Consider the following 19,746-nt stretch of genomic DNA (forward strand, 5'->3'; position numbering starts at 1 on the left):
GTCTGCGCACCAGTCAGGGTTTTTGCGGAGGATCGCGCCCGCTTCAGGGCGGGTTCGTCATGCGCTCGTACAAGGTCGCGCGCGAAATGCCGAGCAGCCGCGAGGTAGCGAGCTTGTTGCCCCCGGTCGACGCCAACGCGGCCGCGATCGCCTTGCGTTCGAGTTCGGCCACCTGCTGCGCCAGCGGCCTCAGCAGCGCCGCCTGTTCGTCGACGTGGTGCGCGCTCTGCAGCGTGGCCGGCGATGCGATCTGCTCCAGCCCCGCCTCGCGCAGGATGCGTTCGAGCTGCGCGGCATCGATGCGCTGCGAGTCGCTGCGCATCGTCACCTGCTCGAGCACGTTGCGCAGCTCGCGGATGTTGCCGCGCCAGTGCTGGCCCGCGAGCAGCGCGAGCGCCTCGGGCGTGAGCTCGGGCGGCGCCTCGCCGCTGCGCAGCGCCATGTCTTCGCCAAGCGCCTCGACCAGCGCGGGAATGTCGCTGCGCCGCTCGCGCAGCGGTGGCACGCGCAGCGGCAGCACGTTGAGGCGGTAGTACAAGTCTTCGCGGAACTGCCCGCGCCGCACGAGTTCAGGCAGGTCGCGCGAGGTGGCGGCGATCACGCGCGCGTCGAAGGGCACGAGCTTGTTCGAACCCAGCGGCTCGATCTCGCCCTCCTGCAGCGCGCGCAGCAGCTTGGCCTGCAGGCCGAGCGGCATGTCGCCGATCTCGTCGAGGAACAGGCTGCCGCCGTCGGCGAGCTTGAACTTGCCCTCCCGGCCGCGCTTGTCCGCACCGGTGAAGGCGCCGGGCGCCACGCCGAAGAACTCGGCTTCGAGCAGCGTGTCGGGCACGGCCGCGATGTTGAGGCTGACGAAGGGACCCTTGGCGCGCGACGACGCCGCATGAACCGCATGCGCGAGCAGTTCCTTGCCGGTGCCGGTCTCGCCCAGCAGCAGCACCGGGCTCGCCGACTGCGCCGCGCGGCGCGCATGGCGCTTGACCTCGACCGCGGCCGGGCTGCTGCCGATGAAGCTGGCGAAGGTGTGCTTGGAGCGCCGCTGCCCGTCGGCCGCGTGTTGGTAGAGCGGGTTGTTGCGTTGGCTCGCGAGCTCGCGCCGCGCGTCGTCGAGGTCGCGCTGCAGCAACGCGAACTTGCTGATGAGCGGCTGCAGCGTGGTTTCGGGCTGGTCGAACAGCACGATGCCGATGGCACCGATGACCTCACCCGCGCCGCCCCCGTTTTCTTCGCGCAGCGGGATGCGGCTCACAACGAAGGTGCCCGCCTTGTTGGTGAGCAGGTCCACGAGGATCGGCTCGCCGGTCTCGAGCACGCGCCGCATCTGCGTGTTGGGAATCACGTCCTCGACCATGTGGCCAAGGAACTGGTCGATCGACGAAAAGCCCAGCGCGGGCAGGAAGCGCCGATAGCCTTCATTGACCCAGACGATGCGCCCGCTCCGGTCGACCAGGAACATGCCCTGGCTGATGCTCGAAAACAGATGAAACATCGAGCGCGCGGCCAGCGCGAGAATGCCCTCGGCATCGAGCGGCAAGGCGGGAGGTGCGGCAACGGGCGGAGCGGCGGACATGGGCGGCATGGTAGCGACAAAGCGCTCTACATTCCTTAAGTAAATCAAACGTTTGATTTTCTTCGTGGTTTAATTCGGCGTATGAGCGCCACCGCCCTTCAGGTCATTTCCTCCGCACGCGCGCCGCGCAGCGACGGCGTCGACGCACGGCAACGCCTGCTCTACGCCGCCCTCGCGCTGTTCGCGGCCAAGGGCTATGCCAAGACCTCCACGCGCGAGATCGCACGCTCGGCGGGCGTCAACATCTCGGCCATCAGCTACTACTTCGGCGACAAAGCCGGCCTCTACGCCGCCACCTTCGGCGAACCGATGGGCGGCAACGCCGGCGACTTCGTGTCGCTGTATGCGGAGCCCGGCCTGCCGATCGACGAGGCACTGCGCATTTTCTTCACGCGCATGATCGAGCCGCTCAAGCAGGGCGAGATCGTGCGCCAGTGCATCCAGCTGCACCTGCGCGAAATGCTCGAGCCCACGAGCCAGTGGGCCAAGGAAATGGAGCGCGACATCAAGGCGCCGCACCAGGCGATCGCGGGCGTGCTGTGCCGCCATCTCGGCCTTGCGCGGCCCGACGACGACGTGCACCGCCTCACCTTCGCGATCACCGGCCTGGCGATGCAGTTGTTCGTGAGCCAGGACCTGGTCGACGCGATCCGCCCGTCGCTGCTCAACACGCCGCGCAGCGTCGACACGTGGGCCGAGCGCCTCACGGGCTACGCGATCGCGCTCGTCGATGCCGAAGCCGCACGCCGCGAGCGCGCCACCACCGTTCGATCCGGGAGAAAGAAGACATGAGACGATTTCGATTGATTGCCGCAGCCCTCAGCCTGCCGCTGTTGCTGGCGGGATGCGGCTTCGCGCGCCCGCCCGCCGCGGTCGAGGCGCCGCTGCCGGCGCAATGGCATGCGCCGCTGCCGCACGGCGGCTCGCTCGCATCGCTGGCCGAGTGGTGGCGCCAGCTCGACGACCCGCTGCTCGACGAACTCATCGCAGCGGCCGAGGCCGCGAGCCCGAACGTGGCGAGCGCGGCGGCGCGCGTGGCCGAGGCGCGCTCGACGCGCGTGGCGGCCGGCGCGGCGCTACTTCCCAACCTCGATGGTTCGCTGTCGGCGAGCCGCGGCGTCTCGGGCTCGTCGCTCGGCTCCGGCGGCGCGGGCGCCGCATCGGGCAGCGCGGCGGGCGCTTCCGGGGCCGGTGCCGCGGCCATGGCACCGCTCACCACGCTGCAGGCGGGCCTCCAGTCGCAATGGGAGATCGACCTGTTCGGCCGGCTGCGCGCCGACCGCGACGCCGCCCAGCGGCGCCAGGAAAGCGCCGATGCCAAATGGCACGAAGCGCGCGTGGCCGTGGCCGCCGAAACCGCCAACGCCTATTTCGCCGAGCGTGCGTGCCAGCAGCAGCTGCGCGTGGCCGAATCCGACGCCCAATCGCGCGGCGAGACGGCACGGCTCACCGACCTGTCGGCGCGCGCGGGCTTCACCGCACCGGCCGATGCCGCGCTGGCGCGTGCCAGCGCCTCCGACGCATCGGGCCGGCTCACGCAGCAGCGTGCACTGTGCGCAGTGCAGCGCAAGGCGCTGGTTGCGCTCAGCGGGATCGACGAGCCCACGCTAGCGCAGAAGCTCGTCGCCGCACCGTCGCAGCGTCCGCTGCCGGCCGTGGGCAGCGTCGCGAGCGTGCCGGCCGAGGCGCTGTCGCAGCGCCCCGACGTCTATGCCGCCGAACTCGGCGTGGCCGCCGCGAGCGCCGACGTGGGCTCGGCCGAGGCCGCGCGCTATCCGCGGCTGTCGCTCACGGGGTCGATCGGGCGCCTGCAGATCCGCACCAGCGGATTCCGCGAATCGCTCGACACCTGGACCATCGGGCCGGTGGCGCTTACCGTGCCGCTGTTCGACGGCGGCACGCGCCGGGCCAACGCCGATGCCGCGAAGGCGCGCTACACCGAAGCCGTGGCGCTCTACCGCGCCAATGTGCGGCAGGCCGTGCGCGAGGTCGAGGAGGCGCTCGTCAACCTCGACAGCACCGACGCCCGCGCGACCGATGCCGATGCCGCGGTACAGAACTACCAGGCCTCGTTCAATGCCACGCAGGCGCGCTACCAGAGCGGCCTGGCGAGCCTGTTCGAACTCGAGGATTCGCGCCGCACGCTGTTTGCCGCCCAGACGGCGCGCGTGTCGCTGCAACGCGAGCGCACCGAAGCCTGGGTGTCGCTCTACCGCTCGATGGGCGGCGGCTGGCGCCGCCCCGAGGCACCTTCATCACTGACTTCCAACCCGGCCGGCAAGGTCGCGACGTCGCCATGAAAAGAATCAAGCGTTCCACCCTCGCCATCGCACTGCTGGCGCTCCTGATCCTCGTTGCCGCGGCCGTGTGGCTCACGCGCAAACCGGCCGACGAAGCCGGCAAGGCCGAGGATGGCGCCGTGGCGCCGGCGGCCCGGCCGACGCTGACGGTCACCGTCACCAAGCCCGAGCCCACCGAACTCGCGCTCACGCTCTCGGCCAACGGCAACGTGGCCGCCTGGCAGGAGGCGCTGGTCGGCTCCGAATCGAACGGCCTGCGGCTGGCCGAGGTGCGCGTGAACGTGGGTGACCTGGTCAAGAAGGGCCAGGTGCTTGCGGTCTTCTCGCCCGAGACGGTGCAGGCCGACATCGCGCAGGCGCGTGCCTCGCTGGCCGAGGCGAAGGCCACGGCCGCCGATGCCGCCGGCAATGCCGCCCGCGCCCGCACGCTGCAGGCCACCGGCGCGCTGAGCCAACAGCAGATCAACCAATACCAGACCAGCGCCCAGACCGCCAGTGCGCGCGTCGAGGCCGCCGAGGCCGTGCTCAAGGCGCAGCAGGTGCGTGGCCGCAATACGCAGGTGCTGGCGCCCGACGACGGCGTGATCTCGTCGCGCTCCGCCACCGTGGGCAGCGTGGTGGCCGCCGGCACCGAACTGTTCCGGCTGATCCGCCAGGGCCGGCTCGAATGGCGTGCCGAGGTCACCTCGGCCGAGCTGAGCCGCATCGCCGTGGGCATGCCGGTGTTCGTGGTCGGTGCGAGCGGCGCCCAGGTGCGCGGCAAGGTGCGCAGCATCGCGCCCACGGTCGATCCGCAGACCCGCGCGGCGCTGGTCTACGTCGATCTGCCGAACGTGCAGCAGAACACCGGCATCAAGGCCGGCATGTTCGCCCGCGGCGAATTCGAGCTCGGGCGCAGCACCGCACCAACCGTGCCGCAGTCCGCCATCGTGCCGCGCGACGGCTTCAACAACCTGTTCGTCCTTCAGCCCGACAACCGCGTGAGGCAACTCAAGGTGCAGACCGGCCGGCGCGTCGGCGAGCGCGTGGAGATCACGAACGCGCTGCCCGAAGGGGCCCAGGTCGTGGTGCAGGGCGCCGGCTTCCTGAACGACGGCGACCTCGTGCGCGTCGTCGACGCCGCGGCGCCGCCCTCGGCCGCGGCCTCTGCCCCGGCCAACACCACCAAGGCACGCCCATGAACGTTTCCGCATGGTCCATCCGCAACCCGATTCCGGCGGTGATGCTGTTCGTGCTGCTCACCTTCGGTGGGCTGCTGTCGTTCAATGCGATGAAGGTGCAGAACTTTCCGGACATCGACCTGCCGACCGTCACGGTGTCGGCGGCGCTGCCCGGTGCGGCGCCTTCGCAGCTCGAGAACGACGTCGCGCGCAAGCTCGAGAATTCCATCGCCACCATCCAGGGCCTGAAGCACATCACCACCAAGGTGCAGGACGGCGCCGTCACGCTGATCATCGAATTTCGCCTCGAGAAGCCGGTGCAGGAAGCAGTGGACGACGTGCGCTCGGCGGTGCAGAAGGTGCGCTCCGACCTGCCGGCCGACGTGCGCGACCCGGTCGTCACCAAGCTCGACTTCGCGGCCCAGCCGGTGCTGGCCTTCACCATCGCCTCGTCGCGCATGGACCTCGAGGCACTGAGCTGGTTCGTCGACAACGACATCACCAAGAAGCTGCTTGCGCAGCCCGGCGTGGGCGCGGTCAACCGCGTGGGCGGCGTCACGCGGCAGGTGCACGTCGACCTCGATCCCGCCAAGCTCCAGGCGCTCGGCGCGACGGCGGCCGACATCTCGCGCCAGCTGCGGCAGGTGCAGACCGAAAGCGCGGGCGGGCGCATCGACCTGGGCGGAAGCGAGCAACCGGTGCGCACCTTGGCCACGGTGGACTCGGCCGACCAGCTCGCCGACATGCAGATCGCGCTGTCGGACGGCCGCCGCGTCCGGCTCGACCAGGTGGCGCGCATCAGCGACACCATCGCCGAGCCGCGCGCGGCAGCGTTGCTCAACGGCAAGCCGGTGGTCGGCTTCGAAGTGGCCCGCAGCCGCGGGGCGAGCGAGGTCGAGGTCGGCCGCGCGGTCCAGCAGGCGTTGGCCGAAATGCGCGCGCAGCGCCCCGACCTCGAGCTGACCGAAGCCTTCAACTTCGTCGACCCGGTCGAGGAAGAGTACGACGGCTCGCTGCACCTGCTGTACGAGGGCGCGATCCTCGCGGTGGTGGTGGTGTGGCTGTTCCTGCGCGACTGGCGCGCCACCTTCGTGTCTGCCGTGGCACTGCCGATGTCGGTGATCCCGGCCTTCATCGGCATGCACCTGCTGGGCTTCTCGGTCAACGTGATCTCGCTGCTCGCGCTCTCGCTGGTGGTGGGCATATTGGTGGACGATGCGATCGTCGAGGTGGAGAACATCGTGCGACACCTGCGCATGGGCAAGTCGCCTTACGAGGCGGCCATGGAGGCGGCCGACGAGATCGGCCTCGCGGTGATCGCCACCACCTTCACGCTCATCGCGGTGTTCCTGCCCACGGCCTTCATGAGCGGGGTGGCGGGCAAGTTCTTCAAGCAGTTCGGCTGGACCGCATCGCTCGCGGTGTTCGCGTCGCTCGTGGTCGCGCGCGTGCTCACGCCGATGATGGCGGCCTACATCCTCAAGCCGATCGTCGGCGAGGAGAAGGAGCCGGGCTGGCTCAAGGCCTACATGCGCGCGGTGGAATGGAGCACGCACCACCGCTTCAAGACCATGGTCTTCGCGACGCTGTTCTTCTTCGGCTCGCTCGCGATGATCCCGCTGTTGAAGACCGGCTTCATCCCGCCCGACGACAACTCGCAGACGCAGGTCTACCTGTCGCTTGCACCCGGCTCGACGCTGGCGCAGACCTCGGCCGCGGCCGAGGAAACGCGCCGTCGCGTGATGCAGATCCCGCACGTGAAGAGCGTCTACACCACGGTGGCGGGCGGCAGTGCGGGCGGCGACCCGTTCGCAGGCTTCGGCACGCCAGAGACGCGCAAGGCCACGCTCACGATCAAGCTGGACGACCGCGGCGAGCGCCCGCGCAAGCAGGTGATCGAAAACCAGATCCGCGAAGCGCTGCAGACCCTGCCGGGCGTGCGCAGCACCGTGGGCCTCGGCGGCTCGGGCGAGAAGTACATCCTTGCGCTCACCGGCGAAGACCCCGCCGCGCTGGCCACCGCCGCCAGTGCGGTCGAGAAGGAACTGCGCACCGTGCCGGGCCTCGGCAACATCACCTCGACCGCGAGCCTGATCCGGCCCGAGATCGCCGTGCGCCCCGATTTCGCGCGCGCCGCCGACCTCGGCGTCACGAGCTCGGCCATCGCCGAGACCCTGCGCGTGGCCACGCTCGGCGATTACGACCAGGCGCTCGCCAAGCTCAACCTCGCGCAGCGGCAGGTGCCGATCGTCGTCAAGCTCGAGGACTCGGCGCGCCAGGACCTGGACCTGATCGGCCGCCTCACGGTGCCCGGCACGCACGGCCCCGTCATGCTGAGCCAGGTGGCTTCGCTCACGATGGAGGGCGGCCCGGCGGTCATCGACCGCTACGACCGCTCGCGCAACGTCAACTTCGAGATCGAGCTCTCGGGCGTCGGCCTCGGCGATGCGAAGACCGCCGTCACCTCCCTGCCCTCGATCCAGAAGCTGCCCCCCGGCGTGCGCGTGACCGAGATCGGCGACGCCGAGGTGATGACCGAACTGTTCGCGAGCTTCGGCCTCGCGATGCTCACCGGCGTGCTGTGCATCTACATCGTGCTGGTGCTGCTGTTCAAGGACTTCCTGCACCCGGTGACCATCCTGTGCGCGCTGCCGCTCGCGCTGGGCGGCGCCTTCGTCGGCCTGCTGATCGGGCAGAAGGCGCTGTCGATGCCGTCGCTGATCGGCCTGATCATGCTCATGGGCATTGCGACGAAGAACTCGATCCTGCTGGTGGAATACGCCATCGTGGCGCGCCGCGACCATGGCATGAGCCGCTGGGACGCGCTGCGCGATGCCTGCCACAAGCGCGCGCGGCCGATCATCATGACCACGCTCGCGATGGGCGCGGGGATGCTGCCGATCGCGCTGGGGCTGAGCGCGGCCGATTCGAGCTTCCGCTCGCCGATGGCGATGGCGGTGATCGGCGGGTTGATCACGTCGACGGTGCTGAGCCTGCTGGTGGTGCCGGCTGTGTTCACTTATGTGGACGACATCGAGCAGTGGATTCGGCGGACGGTGCGCAAGCTGCGTGGCCTGCCGGCGGATCCGCATGGCGATGAGGATCTGGTGGATCGGCCGGCTTCGTCCTGATTTGTTGTCCGGGGCCGGGTCTCGCCCCGGCGGGCGAGCTGTCTGCGACCCCTTCGCTGCTGGGCCTTCCTTTTCCCTCTCCCTCCGGGAGAGGGTCAGGGTGAGGGCCGGCGGCCTTGGCAGAAGCGCGCCATATCCACCGCCGTTGCCCTCACCCCCGCCCTCTCCCGGAGGGAGAGGGAGCAAGACAACCGGGTCGCCTTGTCTTTGGCTGCCCGCCGGGGCGAGACCCGGCCTCCGCCCTTATCCAGAACAACCCAAAAATCCCCCGCAAACCCGCATGAACACTGGCGAATAAGCTTATCTGCATAAGAGTCGAACCAAAAAGTAGTTTGGATCCATAAGCCCTGCTTTCAGAATCCTGCCTTTCTTGCTGCCAGGCGCCGCGCTTCTTCAAGAACCACACGATGTACCAATACACAGACTTCGACCGCCAGTTCGTCCGCCAACGGGCTGCCCAATTCCGTGACCAGCTCGAACGCTGGCAAAAAGGCAAGCTCAGCGAAGACGAGTTCAAGCCGCTGCGCCTGCAGAACGGCTGGTACGTCCAGCGCTACGCGCCGATGCTGCGCGTGGCCGTGCCCTACGGCGAACTCTCGAGCCGCCAGTTGCGCGTGCTCGCGAAGATCGCTCGCGAATACGACGAGCCCGAAGCCGAGGTCTACCGCCAGGCGCTCGAGATCCAGGGCAAGCTCGGCAGCCACAAGCTGCCGACCCACTACGCCCACTTCTCGACGCGCCAGAACGTGCAGTACAACTGGATCCCGCTCGCCAAGTCGGCCGACGTGATGGACCTGCTGGCCTCGGTGGACATGCACGGCATCCAGACCAGCGGCAACTGCATCCGCAACATCACGAGCGACGAGCGCGCGGGCGTCGCAATCGACGAAGTGGCCGACCCGCGGCCGTACGCCGAAATCATGCGCCAGTGGAGCACGCTGCATCCCGAGTTCGCGTTCCTGCCGCGCAAGTTCAAGATTGCGATCACCGGCGCCACTGAAGACCGCGCCGCCACCGGCTGGCACGACGTGGGGCTGAAGCTCGTGAAGAACGCGGCCGGGGAGATCGGCTTTCGCGTGCAGGTGGGCGGCGGCATGGGCCGCACCCCGATCGTCGGCACCGTGCTGCGCGAGTTCCTGCCGTGGCAGCAGATCATGAACTACCTCGAGGCGGTGATCCGGGTCTACAACCGCTACGGCCGACGCGACAACATCTACAAGGCGCGCATCAAGATCCTCGTGAAGGCCGAAGGCCAGCGCTACATCGACGACGTCGAGGCCGAGTACAAGCAGATCATCGAACACGACGGCGCGCCGCACACGATCACGCAGGCCGAGTTCGACCGCGTGGCCGCTTCCTTCGTGCCGCCGACGCTCGCCACGCGCGTGCTGCAGAGCGCCGAGAAGACCGACGCCGAGCTGCGCGCCCATGCCGCCGACGACGTGCAGTTCGCGCGCTGGCTCGCGCGCAACGTGGCGCCGCACAAGAACCCCGCGCTGCGCGCCGTGACGCTGTCGTTCAAGCGCCTGAAGCAGGCCCCCGGCGATGCCTCTGCCGACCAGCTCGACACGCTGGCGGTGCTGGCCGATCGCTTCTCGGCCGGCGAAGCCCGCGTGACGCACGACCAGAACATCGTGCTGCCGTGGGTGCATGCCGAAGACCTGCATGCGCTGTGGCTCGCCGCGCGCGCGGCCGGTTTCGCCAGCGCCAACGTGCACCTGCTGACCGACATGATCGCCTGCCCGGGCGGCGACTTCTGCTCGCTGGCCAACGCGCGCTCGATCCCGATCGCCGAAGCGATCACCGAGCGCTACCAGGATCTCGACGAACTCGACGACATCGGCGAGATCGACCTGCACATCAGCGGCTGCATCAACTCGTGCGGCCACCACCACAGCGGCCACATCGGCATCCTCGGCGTCGACAAGGACGGCAAGGAGTGGTACCAGGTGACGCTCGGCGGCGGCGACGGCTCCGAGCTCGGCGGGCCTGCGCAGGCCGGCAAGGTGGTCGGCCCCTCGTTCTCGGCGGCCGAGGTGCCGGCGGTCATCGAAGCCGTGCTCACGGCCTACCGCGACAGCCGCGAGGGCGGCGAGAACTTCATCGACACGCTGCGCCGCGTGGGCCACGACCCGTTCAAGGCCGCGGCCAACGGTGCGCGCTTCAAGGTGGAGGAAGCGGCATGAACCGTCGACTCAACATCCTTGCGGCCGAGGAACACGTGGACGACGGCGACCCGAAGGTGCTGCAGCTCGCGAACGACGCCGACCCGCTCGCCATCGAGGTGTGCCTCGAAGACATCGAGCGCATCGACCTGCACTTTCCCAAGTTCACCGACGGCCGCGCCTACAGCCAGGCCTTCCTGCTGCGCCGTCGCCTCGGCTTCAAGGGCGACATCCGCGCGACCGGCGACGTGCTGATCGACCAGCTGGTGCAGATGGAGCGCATGGGCTTCTCGAGCGCGGTGCTCAAGGAAGGCGTGGACGCCACCGACGCGCAGCGCCAGTTCGACCGCTTCGCCAATTTCTACCAGGGCGACGCGGTTACCCCCGCGCCCCTCTTCAAGCGCGAAGGCGCAAGCGCATGAGCAACCTCGAGCTCGAACTGGCACGCATCAACACCGAGCTCGGGCGCAACGCCGAGGGCCTGGTGGACTGGGCGATCAGCCTCGGCCAGAGCGCGATCGTCACGACCAATTTCCGGCCCTTCGAGGCGGTGATCCTGCACATGGTCACGCGCGCCAGGCGCGACGTGCCCGTGGTCTGGATGGACAACGGCTACAACACCGAAGCCACCTACCGCTTTGCCGACGAAGTAACGAAGCAATTGGGCCTCGACCTGCACATCTATCTGCCGCGCCGCTCGCGCGCGCACCGCGAGGCGGTCGATGGCCCGACGCCCGCGCTCGACGATCCGCGCCATGCCGCGTTCACCGAGGAGGTCAAGCTCGAGCCGTTCGCGCGCGCGCTGCGCGAGACGGCGCCGAAGGTGTGGTTCACCGCGCTGCGCGCCACCGACACGGCCGTGCGCGCGCAGATGGACCCGGTCAGCGTCAACCCCGACGGGCTGATCAAGGTCGCACCGCTCCTGCACTGGTCGTCGAAGGAGCTCTACGCCTACTGCGAAGCGCACGGCCTGCCGAACAACTTCGACTACGTGGACCCCACCAAGGGCGAAGACAACCGCGAGTGCGGACTGCATCTCGCACACTGACCGAGCACCCATTTGATGAACGCCCGCACCGAATCCGAACTGCTGCTGCCACCGACGCACCTGTCGAACACGCACCTCGATGCGCTCGAGGAAGAGACCATCTTCATCCTGCGCGAAGTGGCGGCCGCCTTCGAGCGCCCCGCCCTGCTGTTCTCGGGCGGCAAGGACTCGCTGGTGCTGCTGAAGTGCGCCGAAAAGGCCTTCGGCGCCGGGCGCATTCCGTATCCGCTGCTGATGATCGACACGGGCCACAACTTTCCCGAGGTGACGGATTACCGCGACCTGCGCGCGAAGGAGCTGGGCGCCGAGCTGATCGTGCGCAGCGTGGAAGATTCGATGGCGCGTGGCACGGTGCGCCTGGCGCACCCCGGCGAATCGCGCAATGCGCACCAGTCGGTGACGCTGCTCGAAGCCATTGAAGAATTCCGCTTCGACGCGCTGATCGGCGGCGCCCGCCGCGACGAGGAAAAGGCGCGCGCCAAGGAGCGCATCTTCTCGCACCGCGACGCCTTCGGCCAATGGCAGCCCAAGGACCAGCGGCCTGAGCTCTGGACGCTGTTCAACACGCGCCTCGCCCCGGGCGAGCATTTCCGCGTGTTCCCGATCTCGAACTGGACCGAACTCGACGTGTGGCAGTACATCGAGCGCGAGCAGGTCGGCCTGCCGTCGATCTACTACACGCACAAGCGCGAAGTGGTCGAACGCCGCGGCCTGCTGGTGCCGGTGACGCCGCTGACCCCGCCGCGCGACGGCGAGACGGTGCAGACGCGCGACGTGCGCTTTCGCACCGTGGGCGACATCACGACCACCTGCCCGGTCGAAAGCCTGGCCGCCGACGCCGGCGATGTGGTGCTGGAGACGCTGTCGGTCGACGTCAGCGAGCGCGGCGCGACCCGCATGGACGACATGACGTCCGAAGCTTCGATGGAAAAGCGCAAGAAGGACGGATATTTCTGATGACCACGACGACTGCATCCCCTGCCATCGCCGCCGACACCGGCACCGCCCTGCGCTTCATCACCTGCGGCTCGGTCGACGACGGCAAGAGCACGCTGATCGGCCGCCTGCTGGTCGACAGCAAGACGGTGCTGCAAGACCAGCTGGCCGGCGTGCAGCGCGGCGGCGAGACCGACCTGGCGCTGCTGACCGACGGCCTCTCGGCCGAGCGCGAACAGGGCATCACGATCGACGTGGCCTACCGCTACTTCTCGACCGCCAAGCGCAAGTTCATCATCGGCGATGCGCCGGGCCACGAGCAGTACACCCGCAACATGGTCACGGCCGCCTCGGCCGCTGACGCCGCGGTGGTGCTGGTCGATGCCACCAAGCTGGCCTGGGCCGCCGAAGTCGAGGACGGCACCGTGGTCAAGCGCGAGCTGCTGCCGCAGACGCGCCGCCACACGCTGCTCACGCACCTGCTGCGCGTGCAGTCGATCGTGTTCGCGGTGAACAAGCTCGACGCCATCGGCGACGCCGCGCTGGCCTTCGAACGCATCTCGACGGCGCTGAACGCGTTTGCGGAAGCCGCGGGCGTGAAGGTCGCGGGGATCGTGCCGATCTCGGCGCTCAAGGGCTGGAACGTGGCCACGCGGCATGCCGACTGGGTCGGCTACGAGGGCCCGAGTCTGCTCGAGCTGCTCGAGGCGCTGCCGGTCACCGTACAGGACGAGGCCGTGCCGTTCGCCTTTCCGGTGCAATGGGTGGAAAAGTTCTCTTCCTCGTCCGACACCTCCCAAGGCCGCCGCGTGTTCTGGGGCCGCGTGGCCTCGGGCCATGTCGAGCCCGGCCAGCGTGTGACCGTGCTGCCGAGCGGCCAGACCGCAACGGTCGCCCAGGTACTGAGCCACACGCGCGCGCCGAAGGCGGTGCACGCGGGCCACAGCGCGGGCATCGTGCTCGACCGCGAGGTCGACGTGTCGCGCGGCGACTGGCTGCTGGCGCCCGGCGCCTTCGAGCCGGTGCGCGAGATCACCGCGACCGTGGCCTGGCTCGACGACGAGCCCCTGGTGGCGGGCCGGATCTACTGGGCGCTGCAGGGCCACCGCTGGGTCAAGGCCAAGGTGGCGCGCATCGTCGATCGCGTCAACATCACCACGCTCGAATCCGAACCTACAGCGCAGCTCGAAGCCAATTCCATCGGCGACGTGGTGCTGGCGCTGCAGCAGCCGCTGGCGGTGCTGCCGTTCACGCAATCGCGTGCGCTGGGCTCGCTGGTGCTGGTCGATACCGCCACCCACAAGACCGCCGCGGCCGTGCTCGTGCAGCCGGCAGCGGTAAACGCCTAAAATCACGGGTTTTCCCCGACCACTGCCGTTAGAAAAAGCCCATGACCCACGTCGTCTCCGAAGCCTGCATCCGCTGCAAATACACCGACTGCGTGGACGTTTGCCCCGTGGATTGCTTCCGCGAAGGCCCCAACATGCTGGTGATCGATCCGGACGAGTGCATCGATTGCGCCGTGTGCATTCCCGAATGCCCGGTCAATGCGATCTATGCCGAGGAAGACCTTCCGGCCAACCAGATCGCGTTCATCAAGCTCAATGCCGAACTCGCCCTGGCCGACGGCTGGAAGAGCATCACCAAGCGCAAGCCCGCGCTGCCGGACGCCGAAGAGTGGAAAGACAAGACCGACAAGGTCGGAGAACTGGTCCGCTGAGACCCCACTGAGACCAGGGACCTGCGCCGCATGCCGAACCCGACAGAGACCGACGCGCTGATCATCGGCGCCGGCCCGGTCGGGCTGTTCCAGGCCTTCCAGCTCGGCCTGCTCGAGATCCCCTGCCACATCGTCGATGCGCAGCCCGCCGCGGGCGGCCAGTGCGTGGCGCTGTACGGCGGCAAGCCGATCTACGACATCCCCGGCACGCCCGTGACCACCGGGCGCGGCCTCGCGGACGCGCTGCTCGCGCAGGTGGCGCCCTTCAAGCCGCAGTTCCACTTCGGCGAGCAGGTTGCCACGCTCGAACGCCAGGCCGACGGCCGGCTGCTGCTGGCCACCACGGCCGGCACGGCCTTTCTTGCAAAAACGGTGTTCATCGCGGCCGGCGTGGGCGCCTTCGTGCCCAAGCGCATCGCGCTCGATAACATTGCCAGGTTCGAGGGCACCGCCCTCTTCTATCACCCCGATTCGCTGGAGCGCTTCGCGGGCCAGGCCGTGGTGGTCAATGGCGGCGACGACACCGCACTCGAAGCGGCCATGGCGCTCGCGGGCATTGCGCGCCAGGTCACGCTGGTGCACCGGCGGGACGGCTTCCAGGCCGACGAGGCCACGGTCGCCGCACTGCGCGCGCAGGTGGCCGAAGGCCGGCTGGCCTTCGCGGTGGGCCAGCCGAGTGCGTTCGACGGGCGCACGCTCCAGATCACCACGCCCGACGGCGCCGCGGTCGACCTGCCGCTCGACGCGCTGGTCGCCTTTCTGGGGATTTCGCCGCGGCTCGGGCCGATCGCCGACTGGGGTTTCGAGCTCGAACGCAAGCAGGTGCCGGTCGACACCGAGAAGTACCAGACCCGCGAGCACGGCGTGTTCGCGGTGGGCGACATCAACACCTACCCGGGCAAGAAGAAGCTGATCGTCTGCGGCTTCCACGAAGCCACGCTGGCCGCCTGGGCCGCCGCGGCGATCGTGTTCCCGGGCAAGGCGATTCCGCTGCAGTACACGACCACCAGCACCCGCCTGCACGAACTGCTCGGCGTCGCCGGACACTGAGGCAGCAACCGCTCAGCGCCCCGCGGGCAGCAGCAGCAGCGCGCGGTACCGCGCGATGAAGCGGCCGATGGCGGCGGCGTAGCGATCGATGTCCGCATCGGCGAGCGGCAGCGACAGCACGACGAAACCCCGCGGCGAGGTGTAGATGCCCTCTTCGAGCAGGTGGAAGAACAGCAGCTGGCGAAGCCGGGCGTCGACGCCCGCGAGATCGGTCACGCGCCGCACCTCGCCGCGCACGAAATGCGCATTCATCAGCGAGCCGATGCCCGTGAACTGCATCGCCACGCCCGCCTCCGCGCAGAGCGCATCGAGGCGCGCGCGCATCGCCTCGCCGCGCGCGCTCAGCGCAGTGGCCGCTTCGGGCGTGAAGAGCTTCGTGAGCCCCGCATGGCCGGCGGCCATCGTCATGACGTTGTTGTTGAAGGTGCCCGAATGCGCGAGCGCGCCGCTGCGCGGGTCGAATTGCGCCATCACGTCGGCGCGACCGCCGAAGGCCCCGAAGGACATGCCGCCGCCGATGTACTTGCCGAGCGTCGTGAGGTCGGCACGGATGCCCAGTTGCGCGGCGAGGCCCTGCGGCCCGAGCCGCGAAGTCATGACCTCGTCGAAGACCAGCAGCGCACCCGCTTCGCTCGCCGCCGTGCGCAGGGCGTGCAGAAAGTCGGGCTGCCCCGGGATGCAGCCGGCCGCGCCCTGCATGGGCTCGACCAGGACCGCGGCAATCTCGGACGCATGCCGCGCGATCTGCGCCTGGGCGAGCGCGGTGTCGTTGTAGGGCAGCACGAGAAAGTCGAAGGGCACGGTGGTGGGCAAGGGCTTGTCGCCGAAGCCCAGCACGCCGCCGTGGTAGCCGCCCGAGAACACCACGATCTTGCGCCGTCCCGTGAAATGCAGCGCGGCCGTGAGCGCCATCAGGTTCGCCTCGGTGCCCGAGTTGGTGAAGCGCAGCTGTTCGATCTGCGGAAAGCGCTCGCAGATCAGCTGCGCGAGGCGCCCTTCGAGCAGGTTGTGGCCCGTGAGGTTGATGCCGCTGCGCATGGCCTCGATCACCGCGTCGCGGATCTCGGGCGCCGAGTGGCCGTAGACGCCGGCCGTGTACTCGGCGATGAAGTCGGCATAGCGGTGGCCGTCGGCGTCCCACAGCGTCGCGCCCTCGCCTTTCGCGATGGTGAGCGGGAACGGCGCGTAGAACAGCACCGAGCGGGTGTTGGCGCCGGGCAGGTAGCGCACCTGTGCGTCGAACTGGGCCCGGCTTGCGGGGTTGGCCTCGGCGAAGCGGCGGTGCGCGTCGGCGAGGGCCTGGTCGATGTCGTGTGTCATGTGGCTTCACCTTGGAGCGAGGCGGGTTCGGCCGGTGCGGCGCGCCCGATGCGCAGCAGCGCGTCCTTGAGCCACAGCACGCCGGCATCGGAATTGGAGCGCCGGTTCCAGCACACCACCGAACGGTAGCCCTGCAGTTCGAAGGGCAGCGGATGCACCGCGAGCAGGTGGCGAAAGCGGTCGGCCACGCGCAGCGGCATCACCGCCACGTGGTCGGTCTGGGCGAGCAGGTCGACGATCTGGCCGAAGCTGGTCATCGCCACGCTCATGGTGCGCGTGCGTCCGAGCCGCGCCAGCACCTGGTCGATGAGGTCGTCGAGCGCCGAACTCCCGTAGCCCAGGAACACGTGCGGCCAGGCGCAGAAGGCATCGAGCGTAGCCTCTTGCGCCATGGCCGGGTGCCCGCGTCGCACCGCCACCACGTAGCGGTCTTCGTACAGCAGTGCCGACTCGCAATCGCTCGGCGGTGCCAGGCGCGGCAGCACCGCGATGTCGAAGTCGCCCTTGCGCAGCCGTTCGGTCAGGGTAAGGAAAGAGCTGGTTTCCCAGTAGATGCGCACGCGCGAGCCGCATGCCACGAGCTCGTTTGCGAGCCGCGGCAGCAGCAGGTGGCTCGCGTAGTCGCCGCCCGAGATGCGGAAGATGCGCTGCGACGCCGCGGGATCGAAGCCCTCGCCGGGCTCGAGCATCGCCGAGAGATCGGCCAGCACGCGCTCGACCTGCCCGGCCAGCGCCTGTGCGCGTGCGGTGGGCGCCACGCCGTGCGCGGTGCGCGTGAACAGCGGATCGCCGAAGGTGTCGCGCAGCCGGTTGAGCGATGCGCTCACCGCGGGCTGGCTCAAGAACAGGCGGGTCGCCGCGCGCGACACGCTGCGCTCGCGCATCAGCGCATCGAAGGTCCGCAGCATGCCGACGTCGAGGCTGCGGATATCACGTTGGGCCATATCTCATATCCAAAGCTTCGAATTGCCCGTGGGGCGGGCTGTCCGTATCGTCGAGCGCACAAGTACATCATGACTGGAGACCTGCGATGAATCGGTTCAGACCCTCGCCGCGTGCGCGGCACGCCACGCGGCGCCGCGCGCTCGGCATTCTTGGCGCGGGCTTCGCGGCACTGGCCGCCGGCCCCGCCTTCGCGCAGCAGCAGCCCGCGCAGTTTCCCGCGCGTGTCGTGCGCATCGTTCCCTTCGGCACGGCGGGCGGGCCGATCGACACCATCGCGCGCATCTATGCCGAGAAGCTCAAGGCGCGCTGGAACCAGCCGGTGATCGTCGAGGCCCGGCCGGGCGCGAGCGGCACCATCGCGGCGGATGCCGTGGCCAAGGCCGCGCCCGACGGCTACACGGTGCTTCTCACGCTGCCGCTCACGCACATCAACAACGTGGTGCTGCAGCCGCGCCTTCCCTACGACCCGGTGAAGGACTTCGAGCCGCTCTCGCAGATCGCCACGGGCGGGCCGATGCTGATCGCGCGTGCCGCCGCGCCGTTCTCTAACGTGCGCGAGTTCGTGGCCTACGCCAAGGCCCATCCGGGCCTGAGCTACGGCACCTGGGGCAACGGCTCGAACGCGCACCTGTTCGGCGAACTGCTGGCGCGCCAGGCCGGCATCGAGCTCGTTCATGTGCCCTACAAGGCCGAGGCCGCGGCGCACAACGACATGTTCGGCGAGTCGCTCGGCGTGGCCTTTGCCAATCCGTCGACCGCGCGCGGCCTTGCGCAGGCCGGCCGCATCAAGGTGCTCGGCATCACCGGCCGCCAGCGCGTGCGCTCGATGCCCGACGTGCCCACCTTCACCGAGCAGGGCTTCCAGGGCTTCGACCTCGACAGCTGGATCGGCGCGTATGCGCCCGCGAAGACGCCGCAGCCCGTGCTCGACGAGTGGTCGGCCGCGCTGCGCGAGATCACGAAGATGCCCGACGTGCAGGAGCGCCTGGCCGGCTTCGGCTTCGAGCCGCTGGGCAGCACGCCGGCCGAGTTCCGCGCCAGCTACAAAGCCGATTTCCCCCGCGTCGCGGCCCTCATCAAGGCCGCAGGCGTCACGCCCGAATGAGAAATTCCATGCCCTCTTCCGCCACCTCTTCCGCCACCTCTTCTGCCACCTCGCCTTCCGCTTCGCCCACCCTCCCCGCCGCCACCTCCGACCCCGGCTGGCAGCCGATCTCGTTCGACACCGGCACCGCCTACGGCCGGAAGCCACCGCACCACAAGCCGGAGCTCACCGAGGTCGGCGCCGGCACGCCCATGGGCGAGCTGCTGCGCCGCTACTGGCACCCCGTCGGCCTGGCCGCGGACGCGAGCGACACGCCGCGCAAGGTGCGCGTGCTCGGTGAAGACCTGATCCTCTTTCGCGACAGGAAGGGACGCCCGGGCCTGGTGCACTGGCGCTGTGCGCACCGCGGTGCCTCCCTCTACTACGGGCGCGTCGAGGAGGAAGGCATCCGCTGCTGCTACCACGGCTGGATGTTCGACGTCGAGGGCCATTGCGTCGACCAGCCCTGCGAGCCCGAGGGCGGCGCACGCAGCCGCGGGCGCGTGCGCCAGCCCTGGTACCCGGTGCAGGAGCAATACGGCCTGGTCTGGGCCTATCTCGGCCCGTCCGAGAAGAAGCCCGTGCTGCCGCGGTACGACTGCCTCGAAACCCTCGGCGAGGGCGAGACGCTGGAGGCCGACGGCAACAGCATCGGTGGCGGCGGGCCGCAGATCATTCCGTGCAACTGGCTGCAGCACTACGAGAACGTGGCCGATCCGTTCCATGTGCCGGTGCTGCACGGCAGCTTCAGCGGCACGCAGTTCGTGGCGTTGATGGGCCAGATGCCCGAAGTGCAATTCGAGAGCACCGAGACCGGCGTGCTGATCACCTCGGTCCGCCGGCTCGAGGACGGCAGCGTCTTCCGCCGCGTGGCCGGCCCGGTACTGCCCACGCTGCGGGTGGTGCCGAATCCGCGCGTGGCGGAATTCGGGCGCGTCGAGTCCATCGGCTGGGTGCTGCCGATCGACGACCACAGCTTCCGGATCTACACCGTGGGTCGGGTGAAGACCCCCGGTGACCTCGCCCGTGTGCGCTCGCGCCTGAACGGCAAGCTGTGGGAGGAACTGACCGAAGCCGAGCACCGCGCTTTTCCGGGCGACTACGAGGCGCAGGTGAGCCAGGGCGCGATCACGGCGCATTCCGAGGAACACCTGGCTTCCTCGGACCGCGGCATCGTCATGCTGCGCCGGCTGCTGCTGCGCCAGCTCGACGCGCTGCGCGAGGGCGGCGACCCGGCCGGCGTGAGCTTCGATCCCGCAGCACCCCCGGTGCAGTTCGAGGCCGGCAACTTCCTCGTGCACCAGTGAACCCCACGAT

Annotated in this window: 16 protein-coding genes; 13 read left to right on the top strand and 3 right to left on the bottom strand. The window is 69.2% G+C overall.

Features of this window, described 5'->3' with window-relative positions; translation table 11 throughout:
• Window positions 1–43 precede the first annotated feature (43 nt).
• Window positions 44–1,570 carry a sigma-54 interaction domain-containing protein gene (locus AC3A6G_RS11425; RefSeq protein WP_487873657.1) on the bottom strand — a complete coding sequence of 509 codons (1,527 nt, stop codon included), beginning with the start codon at window positions 1,568–1,570 and terminating at the stop codon, window positions 44–46.
• An 81-nt stretch (window positions 1,571–1,651) separates the two neighbouring features.
• On the opposite strand from AC3A6G_RS11425, the gene AC3A6G_RS11430 reads away from it, so the two are divergent.
• From AC3A6G_RS11430 to AC3A6G_RS11480, 11 genes are all read left to right on the top strand, one after another.
• A complete protein-coding gene (locus AC3A6G_RS11430) occupies window positions 1,652–2,362 on the top strand; it encodes a CerR family C-terminal domain-containing protein (protein ID WP_487858964.1) in 711 nt (236 codons plus the stop codon).
• Entirely contained in the window at window positions 2,359–3,870 is a 1,512-nt protein-coding gene (locus AC3A6G_RS11435; protein ID WP_487873658.1) for an efflux transporter outer membrane subunit, read from the top strand. The genes AC3A6G_RS11430 and AC3A6G_RS11435 overlap by 4 nt, the downstream gene beginning before the upstream one ends.
• Entirely contained in the window at window positions 3,867–5,051 is a 1,185-nt protein-coding gene (locus tag AC3A6G_RS11440) for an efflux RND transporter periplasmic adaptor subunit (RefSeq protein ID WP_487858962.1), read from the top strand. Before AC3A6G_RS11435 ends, AC3A6G_RS11440 begins: the two co-directional genes overlap by 4 nt.
• Window positions 5,048–8,161, top strand: a complete 3,114-nt coding sequence (locus AC3A6G_RS11445) for an efflux RND transporter permease subunit (protein WP_487873659.1) — start codon at window positions 5,048–5,050, stop codon at window positions 8,159–8,161. Before AC3A6G_RS11440 ends, AC3A6G_RS11445 begins: the two co-directional genes overlap by 4 nt.
• A gap of 407 nt (window positions 8,162–8,568) precedes the next feature.
• The gene (locus AC3A6G_RS11450) at window positions 8,569–10,347 is read left to right on the top strand and encodes a nitrite/sulfite reductase (protein WP_487858960.1); all 1,779 of its coding nucleotides are present in this window, start codon (window positions 8,569–8,571) and stop codon (window positions 10,345–10,347) included.
• Entirely contained in the window at window positions 10,344–10,748 is a 405-nt protein-coding gene (locus AC3A6G_RS11455; RefSeq protein ID WP_487858959.1) for a DUF934 domain-containing protein, read from the top strand. Before AC3A6G_RS11450 ends, AC3A6G_RS11455 begins: the two co-directional genes overlap by 4 nt.
• Window positions 10,745–11,374 carry a phosphoadenosine phosphosulfate reductase domain-containing protein gene (locus tag AC3A6G_RS11460; RefSeq protein WP_487858958.1) on the top strand — a complete coding sequence of 210 codons (630 nt, stop codon included), beginning with the start codon at window positions 10,745–10,747 and terminating at the stop codon, window positions 11,372–11,374. The genes AC3A6G_RS11455 and AC3A6G_RS11460 overlap by 4 nt, the downstream gene beginning before the upstream one ends.
• A gap of 15 nt (window positions 11,375–11,389) precedes the next feature.
• The gene (gene cysD, locus AC3A6G_RS11465) at window positions 11,390–12,331 is read left to right on the top strand and encodes a sulfate adenylyltransferase subunit CysD (RefSeq protein ID WP_487873660.1); all 942 of its coding nucleotides are present in this window, start codon (window positions 11,390–11,392) and stop codon (window positions 12,329–12,331) included.
• The gene (locus AC3A6G_RS11470) at window positions 12,331–13,659 is read left to right on the top strand and encodes a sulfate adenylyltransferase subunit 1 (protein ID WP_487873661.1); all 1,329 of its coding nucleotides are present in this window, start codon (window positions 12,331–12,333) and stop codon (window positions 13,657–13,659) included. Before cysD ends, AC3A6G_RS11470 begins: the two co-directional genes overlap by 1 nt.
• A gap of 41 nt (window positions 13,660–13,700) precedes the next feature.
• Window positions 13,701–14,030: a ferredoxin FdxA gene (fdxA, locus tag AC3A6G_RS11475; RefSeq protein ID WP_126746444.1), complete on the top strand. Its 330-nt coding sequence runs from the start codon at window positions 13,701–13,703 to the stop codon at window positions 14,028–14,030.
• A gap of 30 nt (window positions 14,031–14,060) precedes the next feature.
• Window positions 14,061–15,080 (top strand): NAD(P)/FAD-dependent oxidoreductase, encoded by a 1,020-nt coding sequence (locus AC3A6G_RS11480; protein WP_487858955.1) that lies wholly within the window; start codon window positions 14,061–14,063, stop codon window positions 15,078–15,080.
• Window positions 15,081–15,092: 12 nt separating this feature from the next.
• Here the strand turns inward: AC3A6G_RS11480 and AC3A6G_RS11485 are convergent, their stop codons facing one another.
• Both AC3A6G_RS11485 and AC3A6G_RS11490 read right to left on the bottom strand, forming a co-directional pair.
• Window positions 15,093–16,400 carry an aspartate aminotransferase family protein gene (locus tag AC3A6G_RS11485; protein ID WP_487873662.1) on the bottom strand — a complete coding sequence of 436 codons (1,308 nt, stop codon included), beginning with the start codon at window positions 16,398–16,400 and terminating at the stop codon, window positions 15,093–15,095.
• Complete coding sequence (locus AC3A6G_RS11490) at window positions 16,397–17,344, bottom strand: LysR family transcriptional regulator (RefSeq protein ID WP_487873663.1); 948 nt, start codon at window positions 17,342–17,344, stop codon at window positions 16,397–16,399. Before AC3A6G_RS11490 ends, AC3A6G_RS11485 begins: the two co-directional genes overlap by 4 nt.
• A gap of 86 nt (window positions 17,345–17,430) precedes the next feature.
• Between AC3A6G_RS11490 and AC3A6G_RS11495 the strand changes: the two genes are divergently transcribed.
• Both AC3A6G_RS11495 and AC3A6G_RS11500 read left to right on the top strand, forming a co-directional pair.
• A complete protein-coding gene (locus AC3A6G_RS11495; protein ID WP_487858952.1) occupies window positions 17,431–18,450 on the top strand; it encodes a Bug family tripartite tricarboxylate transporter substrate binding protein in 1,020 nt (339 codons plus the stop codon).
• 8 nt (window positions 18,451–18,458) lie between these two features.
• Entirely contained in the window at window positions 18,459–19,736 is a 1,278-nt protein-coding gene (locus tag AC3A6G_RS11500; protein WP_487873664.1) for a Rieske 2Fe-2S domain-containing protein, read from the top strand.
• Window positions 19,737–19,746: the final 10 nt, after the last annotated feature.

Source organism: Variovorax sp. Soil_C_26 (assembly GCF_057657075.1).